This window comes from Streptomyces sp. NPDC029296 (genome assembly GCF_055569255.1).
In genome coordinates this window covers 1-19,772 of record NZ_JBVHXT010000063.1, presented here as the reverse complement: position 1 = coordinate 19,772, position 19,772 = coordinate 1, and the positions used below count along the sequence as shown (strand labels likewise).

Below are 19,772 nucleotides of genomic sequence, written 5' to 3'. Positions count from 1 at the left end.
ACGGGACGGTCGTACGCCGATGAGCCCCCGCGCCGGTCAGGCCGGCCACCCCGCCCGCACGCTCGCCTTCGTGGAGAGCCCGGTACAGCTGCTGAACGTACTGGAGTGGGCACACTTGCACGGCCGGGAAGCGGCCGTGCAGCCGATAGCGCGGGAGGGGGGCCCCGCCGCGCCGCCGGGCGCCGACGGCACGGACCCGCACCGGGCGGCCGGCCCGGACGGCACCGGCCCGGGCACGGCGACCGGCCCGGACCCGGCCGCGGCGGCCCGCCCGGGCGGCACCGACACCGCCACGGCCTTCGTGCCGGCGCGGGCCGTGCCCGCACCGGACGGCCCCGCACCGGACGGCCCCGGGGCCGCCGTGCCCCCGCAGTCCCGGCGTGCCGCCGTCCGGCGGGCGGCGGGGGACGGGGCGCCGGCGGCCGGCACGGACCTCACCGTCGTCGTGCTGTCCCCGACCGACCCCATGACCCGGGGCCAGCTGCGCCGCATGGCCGACCTGGCCCGGGACGAGGGGTACCGGGTGCGCTGGGAGGAGGCGCGGGGCGGCACCACCGCGCCCTTCCAGACCATCGGCGGGCTGGCGGGCGCCCTGCGCCGGGCCGGCCGCATCGTCATGGGAGACCCCTTCTCCCGCTACGTACAGCTGCTGCTGACGATCACCCGGGCCAAGGACCTGGTCGTGGTCGACGACGGCACCGCGACGATGGAGTTCGTCGGCCAGCTGGCCCGGGGCGAACGCCTGGTCCGCTGGCACCGCAAGGGCGGCCGGCCCGGCGCCCGCGACCTGCTGTTCGCGCCGGTCTCCTCCTCCGCCCGGCGCCGCCTCACCCCGAGCGCCCGGCGGCGCGTCGAGGTGTTCTCCGCCATGCCGGTGCCGGAGATCCCGGACGGGGTCACCGTCACCGCCAACGACTTCGCCTGGACCCGCGCCCGCTTCGGCCCGCCCACCATCACCGCCGGCGCGGACATGGTCGGCACCTCCCTGGTGGAGACCGGGGTGGTGGACGGCGAGCGCTATCTGGAGGCCGTCCGCGCCCTGGCCAGGGCCCACGGCGCCACCCGCTACTTCGCCCACCGCCGCGAGAGCCCCGACAAGCTGCGCCGGCTGGCCGCCGAGACGGGGCTGGAGATAGTGCGTCCGGAACTCCCGCTGGAGCTGATCGCCCGGCGCGGTCCCGTCGGCCGGACGATCCTCAGCTTCCCCTCCACGGTCGTCCACACCCTCCCGCTGGCCCTGGCCGGCACGGGGGTGCGGGTGGCGGTGTGCGACATCGACCCGGCCTGGCTCACGGACACCGCCTCCCCACGCGCCCAGGGCTTCCTGTCCGGGGTGACCGGGACGGCCCGCGACGTGCACCGACTGACGGCGGTGAGCCCGGCGTAGCCCTCCCGACTCCCCGGCACTCGGTCACGAGTTCCATTTGATTCCCGCCCCGCCCTCGGGGAGCATGACGTGCACCGGTGATCGTTGCCGGGGTAACGGGGTAACGGGGTAACGGGGAGGACGACACCCATGTCCTGGGACGAGTGGGAGCGGTTGAAGGCGGACGCCGCCGATCGGGGGCCCGCGCGCATGCAGCTGAATCAGGCTCCAGACCCCGTCGGGGTGGGCGGCGAGCGGCTGAAGTCGAGCAAGAAGGCATGGACGACGGCCGGCGAGGACACCAAGGGACTCCAGAGCGAAGTCGGCAAGGCGCTCGGCAAGCTGGAGGGCGGGCAGGCCGGGCTGGGCGACACGGGCCGCTGCCGGACCGCGGCAGCGCAGAAGGAGTTGTACGACTCCTGGAAGGCCTACCTCGACAAGGTCAACACGCGCTGCGGTGAACTCGGCTCGATCATGCAGTCGTCGGGGATCGACCTGGCGAAGTCGGACGGCGCCGTCAAGGCCGAGCTGGACAAGCTGAAGCCGGAGTATCAGGACACCGACCCGGTCGGTGGTCAGGCGAAGGGCCGGTGACCGGCCCGTGGACATCGCGACGCTGAAGGCGATCAAGCCCTCCGAATACGAAGAGGCCGCGGACGGTTACCGGGCCACGGGTGACATGGCGAGCACCGCCAAGGACACGGTCGAGAACCAGATATCCGCCGGCATCCGCAACCAGCTCAAGGGCGAGGCGGCCGACGCGGCCCTGCGGGAGCTGAAGGAGCTGGGCGGAAACTTCCACTACATCCAGGCCGAGTGCGCGCTGGCCAGTACCGCGCTGAACGCCTTCGCCATGGAGATGGCCGCCGCCAAGCGGAAGCTGGAGGCGGCGCTGGAAGACGCCAAGGCCGCCGGATGCACGGTCGGCGCGGACGGTTCGGTGTCGTTCCCGGCCGGTGGCGAGGAGGTCGACGGCAAGGTGCCCGAGGGCGGCACCGTGCCCGCCTCCACCAGCTCGACCGATGCGACGGCGAACGCCATCGAGCAGCAGGCCGTCCACCAGCACCCGAACCCGAACTTCGGCAAGGCCATCGGATTCGCGAACCGAATCGGGGACGCGCTGAAAGAGGCCGCGGACGTGGACGCCAAGTGGGCGCCGAAGCTGCGCGCGCTGAAGGCCGATGACGACCTGAAGGTCTCGGGAAAGGACTGGTCCGACGTGAAGTCCGACCAGGACGGGGTGGCCCAGGCGGGCAAGAAGTACCTCGACTCCCTGCCGCAGCCGCCCAAGGACGGCATCCCGAAGGAGAACGCGGCCTGGTGGAGCGGGCTCACCGACGAGCAGAAGGCGGCGTACATCTCCCTGCGCCCCGACAGCGTGGGCAAGCTCGACGGCTTGCCGTCCGCGGTGCGCGACGAGGCCAACCGCATCGTCCTGGACGAGACCCGGGCGCGCTACCAGCTGGAACTCGACTCCATACCGAAGCCGCCGGCGAACGAGTGGACCTACATTCACGGCGGGGGCGGCTGGGCGTCGAAGGTGCACACCGACGAGTGGATGGAGTGGCACAAGAAGTACGGCGAGCGCTACGAGCACCTCACCAAGTCGCTCCAGGGGATGAACAGCATCCAGGAGCGCTTCGACTCGACCGGCATGGCCACCGACAAGGATCACAAGGGCCTGCCGGAGGCGTACCTGCTGGGGTTCGACGCAGAGGGCAACGGCCGGGCGATCGTCGCCAACGGGAATCCGGACACGGCCCGGCACCAGGCCGTCTACGTACCGGGTACGACCTCGAACCTCGGCAACATCGACGGCAACATCGACCGGATGACCTCCACCTGGCGGGTGGCCACCGACGAGGCCGACGGCCAGCCCGTCTCGACGATCACCTGGCTCGGCTACGACGCCCCGCAGGACATCGTGAAGGACTCGCCGTTCCGGCACTATGCGGATGACGGCGCACCGGCCTTCAACCGCTTCCTCGACGGACTGGAGGCCTCGCACACCGGCGAGACCCCGCCGCACCGCACCGTGATCGGACACTCGTACGGCACCACCCTCGTCGGCTCGGCCGCCGACCACGGCAACCTGAATGCGGACGACGTGATCACCGCGGGCAGCCCCGGCGTCACCGTGCCCAAGGCGGAGCAGCTCGACGTGCCCAAGGGTCACGTGTGGAACGAGGAGGCCGACGGGGACGTCGTGCCCGACATCGGCCGTTTCGGCCATGGCGGCACTGACTGGGACGGCCCCTGGACCGTGCCGAGCGACGAGCGGTTCGGGGCCAAGCAGATGACCACGGACACCAAGGGGCACAGTGGCTACTGGGACGAGGGCTCCGACAGCCTTCTCAACCAGGCTCTCGTCGTCGCGGGCCACGGGGACGACGCCGAACTGAAGGAACCCACCCCGACCTGGAAGTACACCCGTTAGGCAGAGCGAGGCCCGACCATTGTGAAACGCTACCTGAGCGCCTCCGCGCTCCTCGTGTCCACCGTCCTCACCACTCTCACCGGATGCAGCATGACCTCCAGCACGGAATCCGGCGACCTCCCTTCCGCCGGCATCAGCACGTCCCAGGACGCCGCCGCCGAGGTGCAGAAGGTGTCCAGTCGGCTGTACGACCTGATCGGCGTCAAGGGGAGGGCCTCCGAGGGCAGCCCCGGCGTCCAGGACTGCGCGGACAAGGACCGGGAGACATACTTCCGGATCTTCCACAAGTGGAGCTTCTATCCCGCCTCGGCAGACGATCTCGACGTCGCCATGCGGAACCTCAGGGAGGGGCTGCCCGGGCAGGGCTGGAAGATCGTCGAGTACGGCCCCGACAGCAGCGCCAACAAGAACCTCACCCTGATCGCCGACAACGACGAGCTGAAGGCCGGTGTCCACATCACCCGGATGAAGAAGAGGAACCCGCCCAAGCTCAGCCTGATGCTCGTCTCCGGCTGCTACCGGGTCCCGGACGGGCAGCCGGTCGAGCACTTCTAGGACGGCGACGGAGCGGGTACGGACGAGGGCCCCGGGGATCGGTTCCTGGATACGGCGCGCGTGATCCCGTCGAGGCGTGGTATGCGTGGAGGAGGAAAACAAGGGTTTTACCCGCCAGAGTCCGCAGCCATGCGTCCGCCGGTCAGATTTACGTCCCCTAACGGACTGAACTTTCGTCGTTTTGGGGGTAGTTGATCAGTGGACGTCCTACGCTTCAGAGGGTGAAGCAATTGATGTCCCAAGAGTCCGAGGCCGGCCTTTCGGGGGATGTGCTCCCCGGCGTGCTGAGCGAGTCCCTGCACGCCGAACTCGTCGCCTTCCGGCGCGACTTGCACATGCACCCCGAGCTGGGCAACCAGGAGTTCCGTACGACCGCAGCGATCAAGGAGCGGCTGGAGCAGGCCGGGCTCAGGCCCCGTGTGATGGGCTCCGGGACCGGACTCGTCTGTGACATCGGGCTCACGGAGGGCGAGCGGCCCAAGGCGCCGCTGCTCGCGCTGCGCGCCGACATCGACGCGCTGCCCATCCCGGACACCAAGGACGGCTGCCCGTACCGCTCGACCGTGCCGGACCGGGCCCACGCCTGCGGCCACGACGTGCACACCACCGTCGTCCTCGGCGCCGGGCTGGTCCTCGCCGACCTGCACGCCAAGGGCCTGCTGCCGCGTCCGGTGCGGCTGATCTTCCAGCCCGCCGAGGAGGTGCTGCCCGGCGGGGCCCTGTCCTCCATCGACGACGGCGCGCTCGCCGGAGTCGGCCGGATCCTCGCCGTGCACTGCGACCCCAGGGTGGAGGCCGGGAAGATCGGGCTGCGGCACGGGCCGATCACCAGCGCCTGCGACTGCCTGGAGGTCTCCCTCGACGGCCCCGGCGGGCACACCGCCCGCCCGCACCTGACCACCGACCTGGTCACCGCCGCCGCCCGGGTCGCCGTCGACGTGCCCGCGCTGATCGCCCGCCGGGTCGACACCCGCGTCGGCCTCGCCCTCACCTGGGGCCGGATCGAGTCCGGGCACGCCCCGAACGTGGTCCCGCAGCACGCGGAGCTGTCCGGGACGGTGCGCTGCCTGGACCTGGAGACCTGGCGGGAGGCCCCCGACATCGTGCACGCGGCCATCGACGAGGTCGCCACCCTGCACCGGGCCAAGTCCGAGATCACTTATGTGCGCGGGGTGCCGCCGGTCGTCAACGACCGGGCGTCCACCGAACTGCTGCGCCGGGCCATGGTCGCCCGGCGCGGCACGAAGTCGGTGGAGACCACCCAGCAGAGCCTCGGCGGCGAGGACTTCTCCTGGTACCTGGAGCACGTGCCGGGCGCGCTGGCCCGGCTCGGCGTGCGCCGGCCCGGCGAGCACCGGGTCCGCGACCTGCACCAGGGCGACTTCGACGCCGACGAGCACGCGATCACGGTGGGTGTGGAGATGTTCACCGCCGCCGCCTTCCTGGACCCCACGACGACCGAGGACTGACCCGGGACAGCGGTGCGGAGGGGGGCCGTACGGCCGGTGCGGGGGAGGCCGCACGGCCGGCGGCGCGGGGGTGCCCGGACGGTCCCGGGGCCGTTCCCCCCTCCGGCGCAACACGGACGCGAGCCATGCGCACACGGTCGGCGACACGGGCGGTATACGACCGGGAGTCCGAGTTCGGGCGGTGTTTGCCTCGAATCTATAACGGCTTCGCGAGAGGGTTTTTTGCGACATCTACGCGCGTTACGATGCCGCGAAGCCGACGCCGAACGGGCGACTCGGCCGGAGCACTGACATGGTGCTCCCATCAAGCGCCGACATGGCGCTCAGGTCAGGTGAAGGAGCCTTCCCGTGCGCCGGGTAGCCAAGCTTTCTGCTGCGTGTATCGCGTCCGCAGCTCTCGCCGTGACTGCCACTGCCTGTGGCAGCACCTCCTCCGAGAAGGAGTCCTCCTCGTCGTCCGCCGGCGGCGGCAAGGGCGTCAAGGTCGGCCTCGCCTTCGACGTCGGCGGCCGTGGCGACCGTTCCTTCAACGACTCCGCCGCCCGCGGTGCCGACAAGGCGAAGACGGAGTTCGGCGGCGAGATCAAGGAGCTGACCGCCAAGACCTCGGACACCGAGGCCGACCGCGAGCAGCGCCTGTCGGACCTGGCGGAGGCCGGCTACAACCCGATCGTCGGCATCGGCTACGCCTACGCCGCCTCCATGACCAAGGTCGCCGCGAAGTACCCGAAGACCAGCTTCGGCATCGTCGACTCGGTGGTGGACGGCAAGAACGTCAACAGCATCACCTTCACCGAGGAGCAGGGCTCCTACCTGGCCGGTGTCGCCGCCGCGCTGAAGAGCAAGTCGAAGCACGTCGGCTTCATCGGCGGTGTCGATGTCCCGCTGATCAAGAAGTTCGAGGCGGGCTACGTCCAGGGCGTCAAGGACACCGACTCGAAGATCAAGGTCGACACGCAGTACCTGTCCCACGGCTCGGACACCTCCGGCTTCGCCAGCCCCGACAAGGGCAAGGAGGCCGCGCAGGGCATGCTGGACAACGGCGCCGACGTCGTCTACACGGCGGCCGGCTCCTCCGGCAACGGCGCCATCGAGGCCGTCGCCGGCAAGAAGGGCGCCTGGGCGATCGGCGTGGACTCGGACCAGTACAACGTCCCGGGTCTGGCCAAGTACAAGAACGCGATCCTGACCTCGATGGTCAAGAACGTGGACCTCGGCGTGTACGACTTCGTCAAGTCGGTCCGCGACGGCAAGCCGCTGAGCGGCACCCACACCTACGCGCTCGCCCAGGACGGCGTGAAGCTGTCCCCGAGCGGCGGCTTCATCGACGACATCCAGGCCAAGCTGGACGCGGCGAAGAAGAAGATCGTCGACGGCACCATCAAGGTCAAGACCACCCCGTGACCTGAGGGGTCCGACCGGACCCGGGCTCGGCGCGGGGGCCTTCCCGGCCCCTTCGCCGGGCCATAACAATGTGTCAACTCTACGCGTGTAGCGCGGAGTTGGCGCGCTAGCGTCGCCGACGCCCTGCCCCCTCCCCGCAGCCTCTTTCCCCGAGGAGAGTGCGCCATCAACGCGTCCAGCCCGCCCGCTGCCGTCGAACTGCGCGGCATCACCAAGCGTTTCCCCGGCGTCGTCGCCAACCGCGACATCGACATCACCGTACGCGCGGGCACCGTCCACGCCCTGTGCGGTGAGAACGGTGCCGGCAAGTCCACCCTGATGAAGATCCTCTACGGCATGCAGCAGCCGGACGAGGGCACCATCACGGTCAATGGCGAGCAGGTCGTCCTGCACAACCCCGGCGACGCCATCGCCCGCGGCATCGGCATGGTGCACCAGCACTTCATGCTCGCCGACAACCTCACCGTGCTGGAGAACGTCGTCCTCGGCGCGGAGAAGCTGTACGGCATCGGGGGCCGGGCCCGCGCCCGGATCAAGGAGATCTCGGACGCGTACAGCCTGAACGTCCGGCCCGACGTCCTCGTGGAGGAGCTGGGGGTCGCCGACCGCCAGCGCGTGGAGATCCTGAAGGTCCTCTACCGCGGCGCCCGCACCCTCATCCTCGACGAGCCGACCGCCGTGCTCGTGCCGCAGGAGGTCGACGCGCTCTTCGACAACCTGCGCGAGCTGAAGGCCGAGGGCCTCACCGTCATCTTCATCTCCCACAAGCTGGGCGAGGTGCTGTCGGTCGCCGACGAGATCACCGTCATCCGGCGCGGCACCACCGTCGGCACGGCCGACCCGCGCACCACCACCCCCAAGCAGCTCGCCGAGCTGATGGTCGGCAGCGAGCTGCCCACCCCGGACACCGAGGAGTCCACCGTCACGGACGTCCCCATGCTGACGCTGGACGGCCTGCACCTGACGCAGACCGGCCTCGACGGCATCGAGCGGGTCATCCTGGACGAGATCTCCTTCACCATCCACCAGGGCGAGGTCCTCGGCATCGCCGGCGTGGAGGGCAACGGCCAGTCCGAGCTGGTCGAGGCGATCATGGGCATGCGGCAGCCCGACGCCGGCGTCATCACGCTCGACGGCGCCGACATCTCGGCCGCCGCCACCCGCGACCGCCGCCGGGCCGGCATCGGCTACATCCCCGAGGACCGCCACCGCCACGGTCTGCTGCTCGAGGCGCCGCTGTGGGAGAACCGCGTCCTCGGCCACGTCAGCGAGAAGCCCAACTCGCGCGGCGCGCTGCTCGACATCAAGGCGGCCCGCGCCGACACCGAGCGGATCGTCGCGTCGTACGACGTCCGCACCCCCGGCATCGACGTGACCGCGGCCTCGCTGTCCGGCGGCAACCAGCAGAAGCTGATCGTCGGCCGCGAGATGAGCCACCACCCCAAGCTGCTCATCGCCGCCCACCCCACCCGCGGCGTGGACGTCGGCGCCCAGGCCGCCATCTGGGACTACATCCGCGAGGCCCGCCGCGAGGGCCTGGCCGTGCTGCTGATCTCCGCCGACCTCGACGAGCTGATCGGCCTCTCCGACACCCTGCGGGTGATGTACCGGGGCCGTCTGGTCGCCGACGCCGACCCCGCCACCATCACCCCCGAAGAGCTGGGCTCCGCCATGACGGGTGCGGCCACCGGCCACCTGGAGCACACAGAGGACGACGAGCGATGAACAAGCTGACCTCACGCATCGACAAGGAGCGGCTGGCCCTCGGCATCGCCGCGCCGCTGCTGGCGGTCGTCGCCGCGCTCGTCGTCACCGCCCTGGTGATCCTCGCGACCGGCAAGAACCCCGGCGCCGCGTTCAGCGACATGATGACCTACGGCTTCGCCAGCGACAGCCAGGTCTACATCCTGAACAAGGCCACGACGTACTACCTCGCGGGCATCGCGGTCGCCGTCGGCTTCCGGATGAACCTGTTCAACATCGGTGTCGACGGCCAGTACCGGCTCGCCGCGTTCATCGCCGCCGTCCTCGGCGGCGCGCTGGCCGTGCCCGGCTGGATCGCCATCCCGCTGATCATGATCTGCGCCATGGCGACCGGCGCCCTGTGGGCGGCCATCGCCGGTGTGCTGAAGGTGACCCGGGGCGTCAGCGAGGTCATCGCGACCATCATGCTGAACTCCATCGCCACCGCCGTCATCGGCTATCTGCTCCAGCCCGAGCGGCTCGGCGAACTCCAGCAGGGCGGCACCCTGGTCTCCACCGAGCCGCTGCCGTCGTCCTCCTTCTTCTTCAGCATCGACACCGGCCCGGCCGGCGTGCTGGACGGCTTCATCGTCGTCGCCGTGATCGTCGGCCTCGCCTACTGGTTCGTGCTCGGCCGCACCCGGTTCGGCTTCGACCTGCGCACCGTCGGCCAGTCCGAGAGCGCCGCCGCCGCGAGCGGTGTGTCGGTGAAGAAGATGGTCGCCACCAGCATGATCATCTCGGGTGCGGTGGCCGGTCTGATCGGCATGCCCACCCTGCTCAACGAGAGCCACCAGTACGACAACAGCTTCCCCACCGGGATCGGCTTCACCGGCATCGCCATCGCGCTGCTCGGCCGCAACAACCCGATCGGCATCGCGCTCGGCGCCCTGCTCTGGGGCTTCCTGGAGCGCACCACCAACCACCTGGAGTTCCAGGGCTACGACAAGGAGATCCTCGGCGTGATCCAGGGCGTCATCGTCCTGTGCGTCGTGATCGCCTACGAGGTCGTCCGACGCTACGGCCTCAAGCGCCAGCAGCAGCGGGTCGGCGCGGAACTCGCCGCCCAGGCCGCCGCCCCGACGAAGAAGCAGGAGGTGGCGTGATGACTGCCACGATGACCGACACGCCGCCGCCCGCGGCGCCCAAGGCGCCCGGCGCGCCCCAGCGCACGGGCCGCTCGCTCGGCCAGGTCCTCATGATCGTCGCCGGCGCCCTGCTGCTCCTCGCGGCCGTCCGGATGATCACCGACTCCCACCAGCTCGACTCCTCCGGCCAGGTCGCCGCCGCGCTCGGCCTCGCCGTGCCGATCGGCCTCGCCGGTCTCGCGGGCCTGTGGTCCGAGCGGGCCGGCGTGGTCAACATCGGCCTCGAAGGCATGATGATCCTCGGCACCTTCGGCGCCGGCTGGGTCGGCTGGCAGTCCAGCCCCTGGCTCGGCCTGCTGTGCGGCATCGGCTTCGGCGTCCTCGGCGGCCTGGTGCACGCCGTCGCCACCATCACCTTCGGCGTCGACCACATCGTCTCCGGTGTCGCCGTCAACCTGCTCGCGCTCGGCGCCACGCAGTACCTCGCCAAGCTGTTCTTCGCCGACGGCGACGCCGCCCAGGAGGGCGGCAACCCCAAGCAGTCCCCGCCCGCGGACTCGCTGCCCGACATCACCGTCCCCGGTCTGTCGGACGGCCTCGCCTCCATCGAGAAGCACCACTGGTTCCTGGTCTCCGACCTGGCCGGCATCGTCGGCGGCCTGGTCACCAACCTGTCCGTGATCACCATCGTGGCGGTGCTGCTGTTCGTCGGCAGCTGGTGGCTGCTGTGGCGCACCCCGTTCGGGCTGCGGCTGCGCTCCTGCGGCGAGAACCCGGTCGCCGCGGAGTCCCTCGGCGTCAACGTCTACCAGTACAAGTACGCGGCCGTCGCCGTCTCCGGCGGCCTGGCCGGCCTCGGCGGCGCGTTCCTCGCGCTGGTCACCTCGCACACCTATCTGGAGGGCCAGACCGCGGGCCGCGGCTACATCGGCCTCGCCGCCATGATCTTCGGCAACTGGCGGCCCGGCGGGCTGGCCATGGGCGCGGGCCTGTTCGGCTACTCCGACGCCCTCCAGCTGCGCAACGGCGGCGTCACCGTGCACGCGCTGCTGCTGCTCCTGGTCGTCCTGCTCGCGCTGCTGGCCGGCTGGAAGCTGTACAAGAAGGCCGTGGTCCAGGGTGTGGTCAGCGCGGTCACGGCCGCGCTGGTGCTGGTCTGGTACCTGCTCACCGACGAGGTCCCGAGCGACTTCGTGGGCGCCACCCCGTACGTCGTCACGCTGCTCGTGCTGTCGCTGTCCGCGCAGCGGCTGCGGATGCCCAAGGCGGACGGCATGCGCTACCGGAAGGGCCAGGGCAAGTGACCCGCGACGAGGGCGCCTTCGACTGGGAGCCGCTGCGCGCCCGGGCACGGGAGGCCATGGCCCACGCCTACGCCCCCTACTCGGGCTACCCGGTCGGGGTCGCGGCCCTGGTCGACGACGGCCGCACGGTCACCGGCTGCAACGTCGAGAACGCCTCCTACGGCCTCGGCCTGTGCGCCGAGTGCGGCCTGGTCTCCGAGCTCCAGCGCACCGGCGGCGGCCGGCTGACGCACTTCACCTGCGTCGACGGCGCCGGCGCCCTGCTGGTCCCGTGCGGCCGCTGCCGCCAGCTGCTCTACGAGTTCGGCGGCCCGGACCTGCTCCTGGACACCCCCGCGGGCGTGCTCCCGCTCTCCGAGATGCTGCCCCAGGCCTTCGGCCCGGACCATCTCACCCAGTAACGCCGTACGGCCCCCCTGCCCCCTGAGCAGGGGGGCCGCACACTTCGCACCTCCCGGAAGGAAGCCCCAGCCATGGCCATGGACGCCATCTCCGTCATCCGCACCAAGCGGGACCGCGGCGAGCTGACCGACCAGCAGATCGACTGGGTCATCGACGCGTACACCCGCGGTGAGGTCGCCGACGAGCAGATGTCCGCGCTCGCCATGGCGATCCTCCTGAACGGCATGAACCGCCGCGAGATCGCCCGCTGGACGGCGGCCATGATCGCCTCCGGCGAGCGCATGGACTTCTCCGCGCTGTCCCGCCCGACGGCCGACAAGCACTCCACGGGGGGCGTCGGCGACAAGATCACCCTGCCGCTGGCGCCCCTCGTGGCCGCGTGCGGTGCCGCCGTCCCCCAGCTCTCCGGCCGGGGCCTCGGCCACACCGGCGGCACCCTGGACAAGCTGGAGTCCATCCCCGGCTGGCGCGCCCTGCTCTCCAACGAGGAGATGCTGGACGTCCTCGACACCACCGGCGCGGTGATCTGCGCGGCGGGCGACGGCCTGGCCCCCGCGGACAAGAAGCTCTACGCGCTGCGTGACGTGACCGGCACGGTGGAGGCCATCCCGCTGATCGCCTCCTCGATCATGTCCAAGAAGATCGCCGAGGGCACCGGCTCGCTGGTGCTGGACGTGAAGGTCGGCTCGGGCGCCTTCATGAAGACGATCGAGGACGCCCGCGAACTGGCGTCCACGATGGTGGGCCTCGGCACCGACCACGGCGTGAAGACGGTCGCGCTGCTGACGGACATGGCCACCCCGCTCGGTCTCACCGCGGGCAACGCCCTGGAGGTCCGCGAGTCCGTGGAGGTGCTGGCGGGCGGCGGCCCCGCGGACGTGGTGGAGCTGACGCTCGCGCTGGCCCGCGAGATGCTGGACGCCGCCGGGCTGAAGGACGCCGACCCGGCGAAGGCGCTGGCCGACGGCTCGGCGATGGACGTCTGGCGCCGGATGATCGCGGCCCAGGGCGGCGACCCGGACGCCCCGCTGCCCACGTCGAGGGAACAGCACGTGGTGAAGGCCCCGTCCACCGGCGTACTGACCCGCCTCGACGCCTACGACATCGGCATCGCCGCCTGGCGCCTGGGCGCCGGACGCGCCCGCAAGGAGGACCCGGTGCAGGCGGCGGCGGGCGTGGAACTCCACGCCAAGCCGGGCGACCGGGTGACCGAGGGCCAGCCCCTGCTGACCCTGCACACCGACACCCCGGAACGCTTCGAGTACGCCCTCCAGGCCGTGGCCGGCTCCTACGACGTCGCGGCCCCGGGCACCGACTTCCAGACCACCCCGGTGGTCCTGGAACGCATCGCCTGAACCGCGGTTTCCCCGTGCGGGGGACGGGACCGGTGGACCTCCGCCGGTCCCGTCCGGCGTTCCGGAACCGGTGACGTCCCGAGGGGGGACCGCTCGGCGATGAGTTCCGGCCGCCCGGGCGGTCTATCCGCACGTGGATGACAAGACACCCGTCCTCGTGCTGACCGGTCCCGTCCGCCGGGACGACGTGGCGGGGTGGTGTGCCGCCGTGCGGGAAGCGCTCGCGGGCGGTGGGGGCGGGGTGGTCGTGTGCGACGTGGGCGGGTTCGGGCCGCCGGGGCTGGCGGCCGTCGACCTGCTCGCCCGGCTGGAGCTGACCGCCCGCCGGGCCGGCGGGCGGATACGGCTGCGGAACGCCGGTCCGGCGCTAGGCGCGCTGCTGGGTCTCGTCGGACTGCGCTTCCAGACGGAGGGGCAGGCCGAAGAGCGGGAACCAGCGCTGGGTGTCGAGGAAGCAGTGGAAACCGGTGATCCGCCCGGCTGAGATCTCCAGCACCTGCACCGCCCACGGCGTGAACCCGCCGTTCTCCTCGTCCGGCTTGTAGTGCGCGAACGCCGGCAGCCCGTTGGCCTGGACCGGCACCAGCCGGGACCCGGCGCAGGAGGCACCGATGGTCAGCATGAAGCCGGTGATGTCGGAGGTGCCGCGCAGCCACAGGTCGAACGGCGGCATCGTCATGACGGCGTCCTCGTGCAGCAGTGCCGTCAGCGCCGTCATGTCGTAGCCCTCGAACGCCTTGACGTACCGCTCCAGGAGCTTTCGCTGCTCCTCGTCCAGCGGGTCGGACACCGCCCCCTCGGCCCCCGTGTCCGCGCGCTCGGCGAGGGTGGCCCGGGCCCGCTGCAACGCGCTGTTGACCGACGCCACCGAGGTGTCCAGCAGCTCGGCCACCTCGCTCGCCTTCCACGCGAGCACCTCGCGCAGGATCAGCACCACCCGCTGCTTGGGCGGCAGTTGCTGGAGCGCCGCCATGAAGGCCAGCCGCACCGACTCCTTGGCGATCGCGGCCTCCGCCGGGTCCGCCACGGCCGGCAGCACCCGGGCGTCCGGCATCGGCTCCAGCCAGGTGTGGTCCGGGCGCGGCACGAGCGCCGCCTGCGCGAGCGGGGTCGACTCCGTCAGATCCATCGGCCGGGCCCGCTTGTTGCCCGCCGACAGCATGTCCAGGCACACGTTCGTCGCGATCCGGTACAGCCACGACCGGAGCGAGGAGCGGCCCTCGAACTTCTCGTGGCTCCGCCAGGCGCGTACCAGGGTGTCCTGGACCGCGTCCTCGGCCTCGAAGGAGGAGCCCAGCATCCGGTAGCAGTACCCCGTCAGCTCGGTCCGGTGCTTCTCCAGTGCGACATCGAGATCCGCCGTCGCCGTTCCGTTGCCCATCGTCCACCCACCCTGCGGCCGTCCCCGCGGCGCACCGTCGCGCCCCAGCACCTCGGAAGCTACCGCAGCCCACCGACAATGGCCGCCGGAGCCGGAAAATGCCGGGTGCGCGGGGGTCGCCCCCCGCGCCCGAGCGGCGCACGCCGTCCTCGCCCCGCGCACCGCACCGGGGTGGCCTGGCGGCCGTGCGCTCAGTGCGCGGGAGCCTGCGCCGGACGCACGACCGTCCGCCGCGCCGCCACGGAGCCGAGCACGGTGATCACCACCACGCCCAGCACCGCCAGCAGGCCGACGCCGACCGTGCCGGTCCAGCCGCCCGAGCGGAAGGCCAGCGCGCCGACCGTGCTGCCCACGCTGGAGCCGACGTAGTACGCGGACTGGTACAGCGCCGAGGCCTGGGCACGGCCGTGCGTGGCCGTCTTGCCGACCGCCGAGGAGGCCACCGCGTGCCCGGCGAAGAAGCCCGCCGTGATCAGCACCAGGCCCAGCAGGACCAGCGGCAGCAGCGCGGCCAGCGACAGCAGCAGGCCCGCCGCCGTCGTACCGCCCGCCAGGTACAGCGCGCCCCGGCGGCCGAACCGGCCCACCAGCCGGCCCGCGGCCGAGGCGGAGACCGTGCCCACCAGGTACACCAGGAAGATCGAGCCCACGATGCCCTGCGGCAGCCCGAACGGCGCCGCCGTCAGCCGGTAGCCGATCACCGTGTAGACACCGCCGAACACCGTCATGAACAGCGCGCCGATCGCGTACAGGCGGCGCAGCAGCGGATCGGCGAGGTGGCCGCGGACCGTGCCGAGCAGGACCCGGGGACGCAGCGAGCCCGGCGTGAAGTGGCGCGGCGCGGGCAGCAGCAGCCGGAACGCCACCGCGCAGGCGACCGCGAGGGCGCCGATGACGCCGACCGAGACCCGCCAGCCCCACTCCTGCGCGACCCAGCCGGTGATCACCCGGCCGCTCATACCGCCGACGCTGTTGCCCGCCACGAACAGCCCGATGGCGGTGACCAGCGCCTTCGGCCGGACCTCCTCGGCCAGATAGGCCGTCGCCGAGGCCGGCAGCCCCGCCAGCGCAGCGCCCTGCACGCCCCGCAGCACCACCAGCGCGCCGAGGGACGGCGCGAACGGCACCAGCAGTCCGACGGTGACGGCGACGGCCAGCGAGGCCGTCATCACCGTACGGCGCCCGAACCGCTCCGACAGGGCACTCATGGGCAGCACGAACAGGGCCAGCCCGCCGGTCGCCGCCGCCACCGTCCAGCTCGCCTCGCTCGCCGTGACGCCGAACTCCCCGGAGATCAGCGGCAGCAGGGCCTGGGTGGAGTACAGCAGGGCGAAGGTCGCGACCCCGGCGAGGAAGAGGGCGAGGCTCATCCGGCGGTAGCCGGGGCCGCCCGGAGTCATACGGGAGTCGGACCCGGTGACGTCGGAGCCGGAGGATCCTGGGACGGGAACGGACGGTACGGCGCCCACGCTGGTGGACGCCCCGGTACTGGCGGGAGACATACCCCGACCGTAGGGACCGTCCGGCTCATGCGTCCAATGCATGGAACGGCCATAATCGTTCCCATGGCGCATCAGCACAGTTCACAGCTCCGGCTGTCACCGTTCGGTGACACAGAAGACATGGCGCTGTCGCTCGCGCCCCGCCTCGCCTACTTCGCCGGGGTGGCCCGCACGGAGCATGTCACCCGGGCCGCGCAGGAGATGAACGTCCCCCAGTCCACGCTCTCGCGCGCGATGGCCCGCCTGGAACGGGACCTGGGCGTCGACCTGTTCGCCCGGCACGGCCGCACGGTCTCCCTGACCACCGCCGGCCGCACCTTCCTCGCCTTCGCCGAGCGGGCCCTCGCCGAGATCGAACGGGCCGCCGAGGAGGTCCGCGCGGACGCCGACCCGGCCACCGGCAAGGTCGCCTTCGGCTTCCTGCACACCATGGGCGCCGAGACCGTGCCCGGCCTGCTGCACGCCTTCCGCGCCGACCATCCGCGTATCCGCTTCAGCCTGGTGCAGAACTACGGCGAGGCGATGCTGGAGCGGCTGCGCGCCGGCGAGCTGGACCTCTGCCTCACCTCTCCGGTGCCCGACGCCCCCGATCTGGTCGCCCGCCGCCTGGACGAGCAGAAGCTGCGCCTGGTCGTCCCCGCGGACCACCGGCTGGCCGCCCGCCGCCGCATCCGCCTGGCCGAGGCGGCCGAGGAAACCTTCGTCACCCTGGAGCCCGGTTACGGCCTGCGCCGCATCACCGACGACCTCTGCCGCCAGGCGGGCTTCCGGCCGAGGGTCGCCTTCGAGGGCGAGGAGGCCGAGACCCTGCGGGGCCTGGTGGCGGCCGGCCTCGGCGTGGCCCTCCTGCCCCCGCCGACGGTCCCCCGCCCGGGCGTCGTGGAACTGACGGTCACGGCCCCGCGGGCGGCCCGCGAGATCGGCGTGGCCTGGCTGGCCGACCGCCCCGACACCCCGCCGGTGGCGGCGTTCAAGAAGTTCCTGCTGTCCAGACGCGGCAACCTCCTTCCCTGAGCGGCGCCCCCGTCCTACCGCCGCAACGACCGCCCGAACCCCGCCGCCAGCGGCATCCGCAGGCCGATCGGCGGGGGTGCGGCCAGGGCGTCCTGCACCGGACGGGAGACGGGGTGGCCGAAGAGGGCGCCCAGGACGAAGTCCGCCGTCAGGGCGAGGACTTCGGAGCGGTGGCCGTGCAGGCCGTGGCCGTCGGAGTGCACCTCGAAGCGGCACACCTCGCGGTTCGCCTTCTTCGCCCGCTCCGCGTAACGGAAGGACAGTTCGGGGTCGGTGCGTTCGTCGTTCGTGCCGTGGACGATCAGCACCCGGCTGCCGGCCAGCTGTTTGACCGGCTCGGCCGGGGCGGCCACGTCGTCCTCCGGGAGCCAGGGGGCCAGCGCCACCACGGAGTCGACGGCCTCGTGACCGCCGGCGCGCAGCGCCGCCCGGCCGCCCATGTCGACGCCCACCAGGCACACGGGGACATCGCCGTAGCGGCGTACGGCCTCGTCGGCGGCCCACTCGGCATCCGCCGCCAGCCGCGCCTCGCCGCCGTTCCAGCCGCGGTAGCGGTAGTGGACGCGGTGGACGGCCAGCCCCTCGGCGCGACCGGCGCGGGCGAGGGCGCGGCCCAGGGAGCGGATCAGGGGGAGGGGGTGCACGGGGGAGGGCCGGCGGTCGGAGACCTCCTCACCGCCGGGGAGCAGCAGCACCGCTCCGCACACCGGAGTCGGCGCCGGGCCGACCGCCTTTCCCAGCCTGGCCGTTCGCACCGGCGTCGCTTGCTGTCCCATGACAGAACAGTGTCAGAAGGGGCGGTATACGAAACCCGTACGGCGGGTCACCGTTGCGTATCGACGGAAAAGCATCGGAAACAGCGCCGGACCCGGACCGAGGGGCCTTCGTCAATGCGATGAAATCGGCGTTCATTCCTTTCGATGAACGTCCCGGGATGATCAACGATGTCGTCGGGCCCGGATATGCCGAGCCGAAATCCGAATGGCTGTTCCGGCAGTCGGTGTCCACCAGCGGTTCCGGCGGTCCGGGCGTCCGGTCGCCGTAGGCCGGTCGGTGTGGAAAGCGGATGTGATGTCACTCGGCGTCCGCATTTCGGTGTTTGCGGGGAGTGGTGTGTGATGTTTACGGTCGTGGATCGCTCGGATCGTTCGTGATCTCCCGTCTCCGCACACAAGGACGCATGCACCATGAAGCAGTCTGCTGCCAAGACCCTCGGTGTCGCCGCCCTGGGCGCCGCCGTCGCCGTCGTCAGCGCGGGCGCGGCCAACGCGGCCCCGGCCGCCCCGGACGCCGCCCACACCCTGGACACCGTCACGAAGCTGCTGCCGCCCGAGCGGGTCGTGGGCGCGCTGCCCGACAGCGGAGCGGTGAAGACGCTCAAGCCGCTGGGCAAGCGTGGTGTCGCCGCCGTGGCGCCGGTCGTCCGCAAGGGCGCGGCCGTCGCGCAGCCCGTCGCCGAGCGCACCGTCGCCGAGGGCCCGACCAAGCCGGTCGCCGGGCTGCTCGGCGGACTGCCGCTGAAGGGCCTGCCCACGAAGGGCACGCCGGTCAAGGGACTCCCGCTCGGCTGACCCCCGCCGCACCGGGACACGCGGGGCGCTCCGGCCCGTCCGGACGCGCCCCCTGTGGCGCACTCGCCTTTGCCGCGACGCTCACCAGGCGGTGCGGACCTTGTCCTCGGACGGCAGCAGCAGCCACAGCGCGATGTACAGCAGGAACTGCGGGCCCGGCAGCAGGCAGGACACCAGGAAGATCACCCGCATCGTCGTGGCCGAAGTGCCGAAGCGCCGGGCCAGTCCGGCGCAGACTCCGCCGATCACGCGGCCTTGGGTGGGGCGGGAAAGGGCGGCCATGTCGGCTCCTCCGTGGTCGTCGGCTCGCTTCCGAGCCGGTGGCGGGGGCCCCGCGGGCCCCTCAACTGCCATCAACGGTAGGCGGACGAAGAGGACGAAGCATCACTCTAAGGTGCGATCCCGACCCTGGGAATCGTCGGGGTACGGCCCTGAGACAGCTCCTCCGCGATGCTGACCGCCGGCCCGGCCGCCGCACCCGGCTCCCGCGCCGTCCGCCGCCGCAGCCAGGACCGTCCGGCCGGTACGACGGCCAGGTGGGCCAGCACGACCCCCGCCGTGTTCAGCAGCACCGAGTCGACGTCCACCACCCGGCCCGGCACACCGGTCTGCAACAGGGCGATGCCGAGCGAGATCAGCGCGCCGGCCGCGGACGTCCGCAGCAGCGAGGCGAGCGGGGAGACGGTCGGCCTGCCGTGCGCCGCCGGCAGCAGCACGCCCAGCGGGGCGAGCAGCGCCAGACCCTCGCCGAGCGGCCGGGCGGCACCCGGCCAGCCCAGCGCCAGATCGGCCCTGATGCCGGCCAGCGGGCGCAGATTCGGGGGCATCACCCAGGGGACGTCCAGGGGGCGCAGCATCAGCCAGGCGACGAGGGCGAGGTGCGTGGCGAGGAGGACACCCCCCGTCACACGGATGCGGATCGCGGCGCTGCCGCCGATGGAGCCTTGACGCTGCACGCCCCCCTAGACGCGGGCACGGGGCAGAACGGTTCCGCGGTGAAAACGTTTCGGCACGGGCACGCCGGCGTTCCGTCAGGGGCGCGCAGGGGGGCGCCCGCGCCGGGGAACCCCCATAGGAGTGGCCGTACGCCCCCGTTATGTTTTCTGCGGTCCTGCAAGAGGGCCGCTGGCCTCCGGGCCCGGCATGACTGTTCCCCCCTGTCGAAGAGATGACCTGGGGGG

Annotated in this window: 19 protein-coding genes and 1 pseudogene; 15 read left to right on the top strand and 5 right to left on the bottom strand. The window is 71.9% G+C overall.

What is annotated here, in order from left to right; all coding sequences use genetic code 11:
* Window positions 1-19: 19 nt before the first annotated feature.
* The 12 genes from ACZ4W9_RS37230 (at window position 20) to ACZ4W9_RS37175 (ending at window position 13,607) form a co-directional block, all read left to right on the top strand.
* Window positions 20-1,387 carry a hypothetical protein gene (locus ACZ4W9_RS37230; protein WP_467943515.1) on the top strand — a complete coding sequence of 456 codons (1,368 nt, stop codon included), beginning with the start codon at window positions 20-22 and terminating at the stop codon, window positions 1,385-1,387.
* Between the two features lie 129 nt (window positions 1,388-1,516).
* Entirely contained in the window at window positions 1,517-1,960 is a 444-nt protein-coding gene (locus ACZ4W9_RS37225) for a hypothetical protein (protein ID WP_467943513.1), read from the top strand.
* 7 nt (window positions 1,961-1,967) lie between these two features.
* Window positions 1,968-3,803: an alpha/beta hydrolase gene (locus ACZ4W9_RS37220; RefSeq protein WP_467943511.1), complete on the top strand. Its 1,836-nt coding sequence runs from the start codon at window positions 1,968-1,970 to the stop codon at window positions 3,801-3,803.
* A gap of 21 nt (window positions 3,804-3,824) precedes the next feature.
* Entirely contained in the window at window positions 3,825-4,358 is a 534-nt protein-coding gene (locus ACZ4W9_RS37215) for a hypothetical protein (RefSeq protein ID WP_467943509.1), read from the top strand.
* Window positions 4,359-4,591: 233 nt separating this feature from the next.
* Window positions 4,592-5,827 carry an amidohydrolase gene (locus tag ACZ4W9_RS37210; protein ID WP_467943505.1) on the top strand — a complete coding sequence of 412 codons (1,236 nt, stop codon included), beginning with the start codon at window positions 4,592-4,594 and terminating at the stop codon, window positions 5,825-5,827.
* 348 nt (window positions 5,828-6,175) lie between these two features.
* Complete coding sequence (locus tag ACZ4W9_RS37205; protein ID WP_467943503.1) at window positions 6,176-7,231, top strand: BMP family lipoprotein; 1,056 nt, start codon at window positions 6,176-6,178, stop codon at window positions 7,229-7,231.
* 198 nt (window positions 7,232-7,429) lie between these two features.
* Window positions 7,430-8,956, top strand: coding sequence for an ABC transporter ATP-binding protein (locus ACZ4W9_RS37200; RefSeq protein ID WP_467943545.1), 1,527 nt, complete (start codon window positions 7,430-7,432; stop codon window positions 8,954-8,956).
* Window positions 8,953-10,080 carry an ABC transporter permease gene (locus ACZ4W9_RS37195; RefSeq protein ID WP_467943501.1) on the top strand — a complete coding sequence of 376 codons (1,128 nt, stop codon included), beginning with the start codon at window positions 8,953-8,955 and terminating at the stop codon, window positions 10,078-10,080. Before ACZ4W9_RS37200 ends, ACZ4W9_RS37195 begins: the two co-directional genes overlap by 4 nt.
* A complete protein-coding gene (locus ACZ4W9_RS37190; RefSeq protein WP_467943498.1) occupies window positions 10,080-11,366 on the top strand; it encodes an ABC transporter permease in 1,287 nt (428 codons plus the stop codon). The genes ACZ4W9_RS37195 and ACZ4W9_RS37190 overlap by 1 nt, the downstream gene beginning before the upstream one ends.
* Complete coding sequence (locus ACZ4W9_RS37185) at window positions 11,363-11,767, top strand: cytidine deaminase (protein WP_467943496.1); 405 nt, start codon at window positions 11,363-11,365, stop codon at window positions 11,765-11,767. Before ACZ4W9_RS37190 ends, ACZ4W9_RS37185 begins: the two co-directional genes overlap by 4 nt.
* Before the next feature lie 78 nt (window positions 11,768-11,845).
* The gene (locus tag ACZ4W9_RS37180; protein WP_467943542.1) at window positions 11,846-13,123 is read left to right on the top strand and encodes a thymidine phosphorylase; all 1,278 of its coding nucleotides are present in this window, start codon (window positions 11,846-11,848) and stop codon (window positions 13,121-13,123) included.
* Window positions 13,124-13,256: 133 nt separating this feature from the next.
* Window positions 13,257-13,607: an STAS domain-containing protein gene (locus tag ACZ4W9_RS37175; protein ID WP_467943494.1), complete on the top strand. Its 351-nt coding sequence runs from the start codon at window positions 13,257-13,259 to the stop codon at window positions 13,605-13,607.
* On the opposite strand, the gene ACZ4W9_RS37170 is transcribed toward ACZ4W9_RS37175, so the two are convergent.
* On the bottom strand, window positions 13,491-14,504 hold the full coding sequence (locus ACZ4W9_RS37170; RefSeq protein WP_467943492.1) for a sigma-70 family RNA polymerase sigma factor: 1,014 nt from the start codon (window positions 14,502-14,504) through the stop codon (window positions 13,491-13,493). The two genes, ACZ4W9_RS37175 and ACZ4W9_RS37170, sit on opposite strands and share 117 nt — an antisense overlap.
* 191 nt (window positions 14,505-14,695) lie before the next feature.
* The gene (locus ACZ4W9_RS37165; protein WP_467943490.1) at window positions 14,696-16,006 is read right to left on the bottom strand and encodes an MFS transporter; all 1,311 of its coding nucleotides are present in this window, start codon (window positions 16,004-16,006) and stop codon (window positions 14,696-14,698) included.
* Between the two features lie 63 nt (window positions 16,007-16,069).
* Between ACZ4W9_RS37165 and ACZ4W9_RS37160 the strand changes: the two genes are divergently transcribed.
* Entirely contained in the window at window positions 16,070-17,020 is a 951-nt protein-coding gene (locus ACZ4W9_RS37160) for a LysR family transcriptional regulator (RefSeq protein WP_467943488.1), read from the top strand.
* Between the two features lie 14 nt (window positions 17,021-17,034).
* Here the strand turns inward: ACZ4W9_RS37160 and ACZ4W9_RS37155 are convergent, their stop codons facing one another.
* Window positions 17,035-17,796 (bottom strand): prolyl oligopeptidase family serine peptidase, encoded by a 762-nt coding sequence (locus ACZ4W9_RS37155; RefSeq protein WP_467943486.1) that lies wholly within the window; start codon window positions 17,794-17,796, stop codon window positions 17,035-17,037.
* A 110-nt stretch (window positions 17,797-17,906) separates the two neighbouring features.
* On the opposite strand from ACZ4W9_RS37155, the pseudogene ACZ4W9_RS37150 reads away from it, so the two are divergent.
* Both ACZ4W9_RS37150 and ACZ4W9_RS37145 read left to right on the top strand, forming a co-directional pair.
* Window positions 17,907-18,065, top strand: a pseudogene (locus ACZ4W9_RS37150) (adenosine deaminase); the annotation flags it as partial.
* Between the two features lie 142 nt (window positions 18,066-18,207).
* Window positions 18,208-18,591: an ATP-binding protein gene (locus ACZ4W9_RS37145; protein ID WP_467943484.1), complete on the top strand. Its 384-nt coding sequence runs from the start codon at window positions 18,208-18,210 to the stop codon at window positions 18,589-18,591.
* Between the two features lie 81 nt (window positions 18,592-18,672).
* On the opposite strand, the gene ACZ4W9_RS37140 is transcribed toward ACZ4W9_RS37145, so the two are convergent.
* Window positions 18,673-18,873, bottom strand: coding sequence for a PspC domain-containing protein (locus ACZ4W9_RS37140; RefSeq protein WP_318201743.1), 201 nt, complete (start codon window positions 18,871-18,873; stop codon window positions 18,673-18,675).
* 107 nt (window positions 18,874-18,980) lie between these two features.
* Entirely contained in the window at window positions 18,981-19,547 is a 567-nt protein-coding gene (locus ACZ4W9_RS37135; protein WP_467943481.1) for a VanZ family protein, read from the bottom strand.
* Window positions 19,548-19,772 lie beyond the last annotated feature (225 nt).

Excerpts from the sequence above, each read along its gene's own strand:
- ACZ4W9_RS37210 (WP_467943505.1), top strand. The coding sequence starts at position 4,592 with ATGTCCCAAGAGTCCGAGGCCGGCCTTTCGGGGGATGTGCTCCCCGGC.
- ACZ4W9_RS37190 (WP_467943498.1), top strand. The coding sequence starts at position 10,080 with ATGACTGCCACGATGACCGACACGCCGCCGCCCGCGGCGCCCAAGGCG.
- ACZ4W9_RS37140 (WP_318201743.1), bottom strand. The coding sequence starts at position 18,873 with ATGGCCGCCCTTTCCCGCCCCACCCAAGGCCGCGTGATCGGCGGAGTC.
- ACZ4W9_RS37180 (WP_467943542.1), top strand. The coding sequence starts at position 11,846 with ATGGACGCCATCTCCGTCATCCGCACCAAGCGGGACCGCGGCGAGCTG.
- ACZ4W9_RS37155 (WP_467943486.1), bottom strand. The coding sequence starts at position 17,796 with ATGGGACAGCAAGCGACGCCGGTGCGAACGGCCAGGCTGGGAAAGGCG.
- ACZ4W9_RS37230 (WP_467943515.1), top strand. The coding sequence starts at position 20 with ATGAGCCCCCGCGCCGGTCAGGCCGGCCACCCCGCCCGCACGCTCGCC.
- ACZ4W9_RS37160 (WP_467943488.1), top strand. The coding sequence starts at position 16,070 with ATGGCGCATCAGCACAGTTCACAGCTCCGGCTGTCACCGTTCGGTGAC.
- ACZ4W9_RS37145 (WP_467943484.1), top strand. The coding sequence starts at position 18,208 with ATGAAGCAGTCTGCTGCCAAGACCCTCGGTGTCGCCGCCCTGGGCGCC.
- ACZ4W9_RS37165 (WP_467943490.1), bottom strand. The coding sequence starts at position 16,006 with ATGTCTCCCGCCAGTACCGGGGCGTCCACCAGCGTGGGCGCCGTACCG.
- ACZ4W9_RS37170 (WP_467943492.1), bottom strand. The coding sequence starts at position 14,504 with ATGGGCAACGGAACGGCGACGGCGGATCTCGATGTCGCACTGGAGAAG.
- ACZ4W9_RS37225 (WP_467943513.1), top strand. The coding sequence starts at position 1,517 with ATGTCCTGGGACGAGTGGGAGCGGTTGAAGGCGGACGCCGCCGATCGG.
- ACZ4W9_RS37195 (WP_467943501.1), top strand. The coding sequence starts at position 8,953 with ATGAACAAGCTGACCTCACGCATCGACAAGGAGCGGCTGGCCCTCGGC.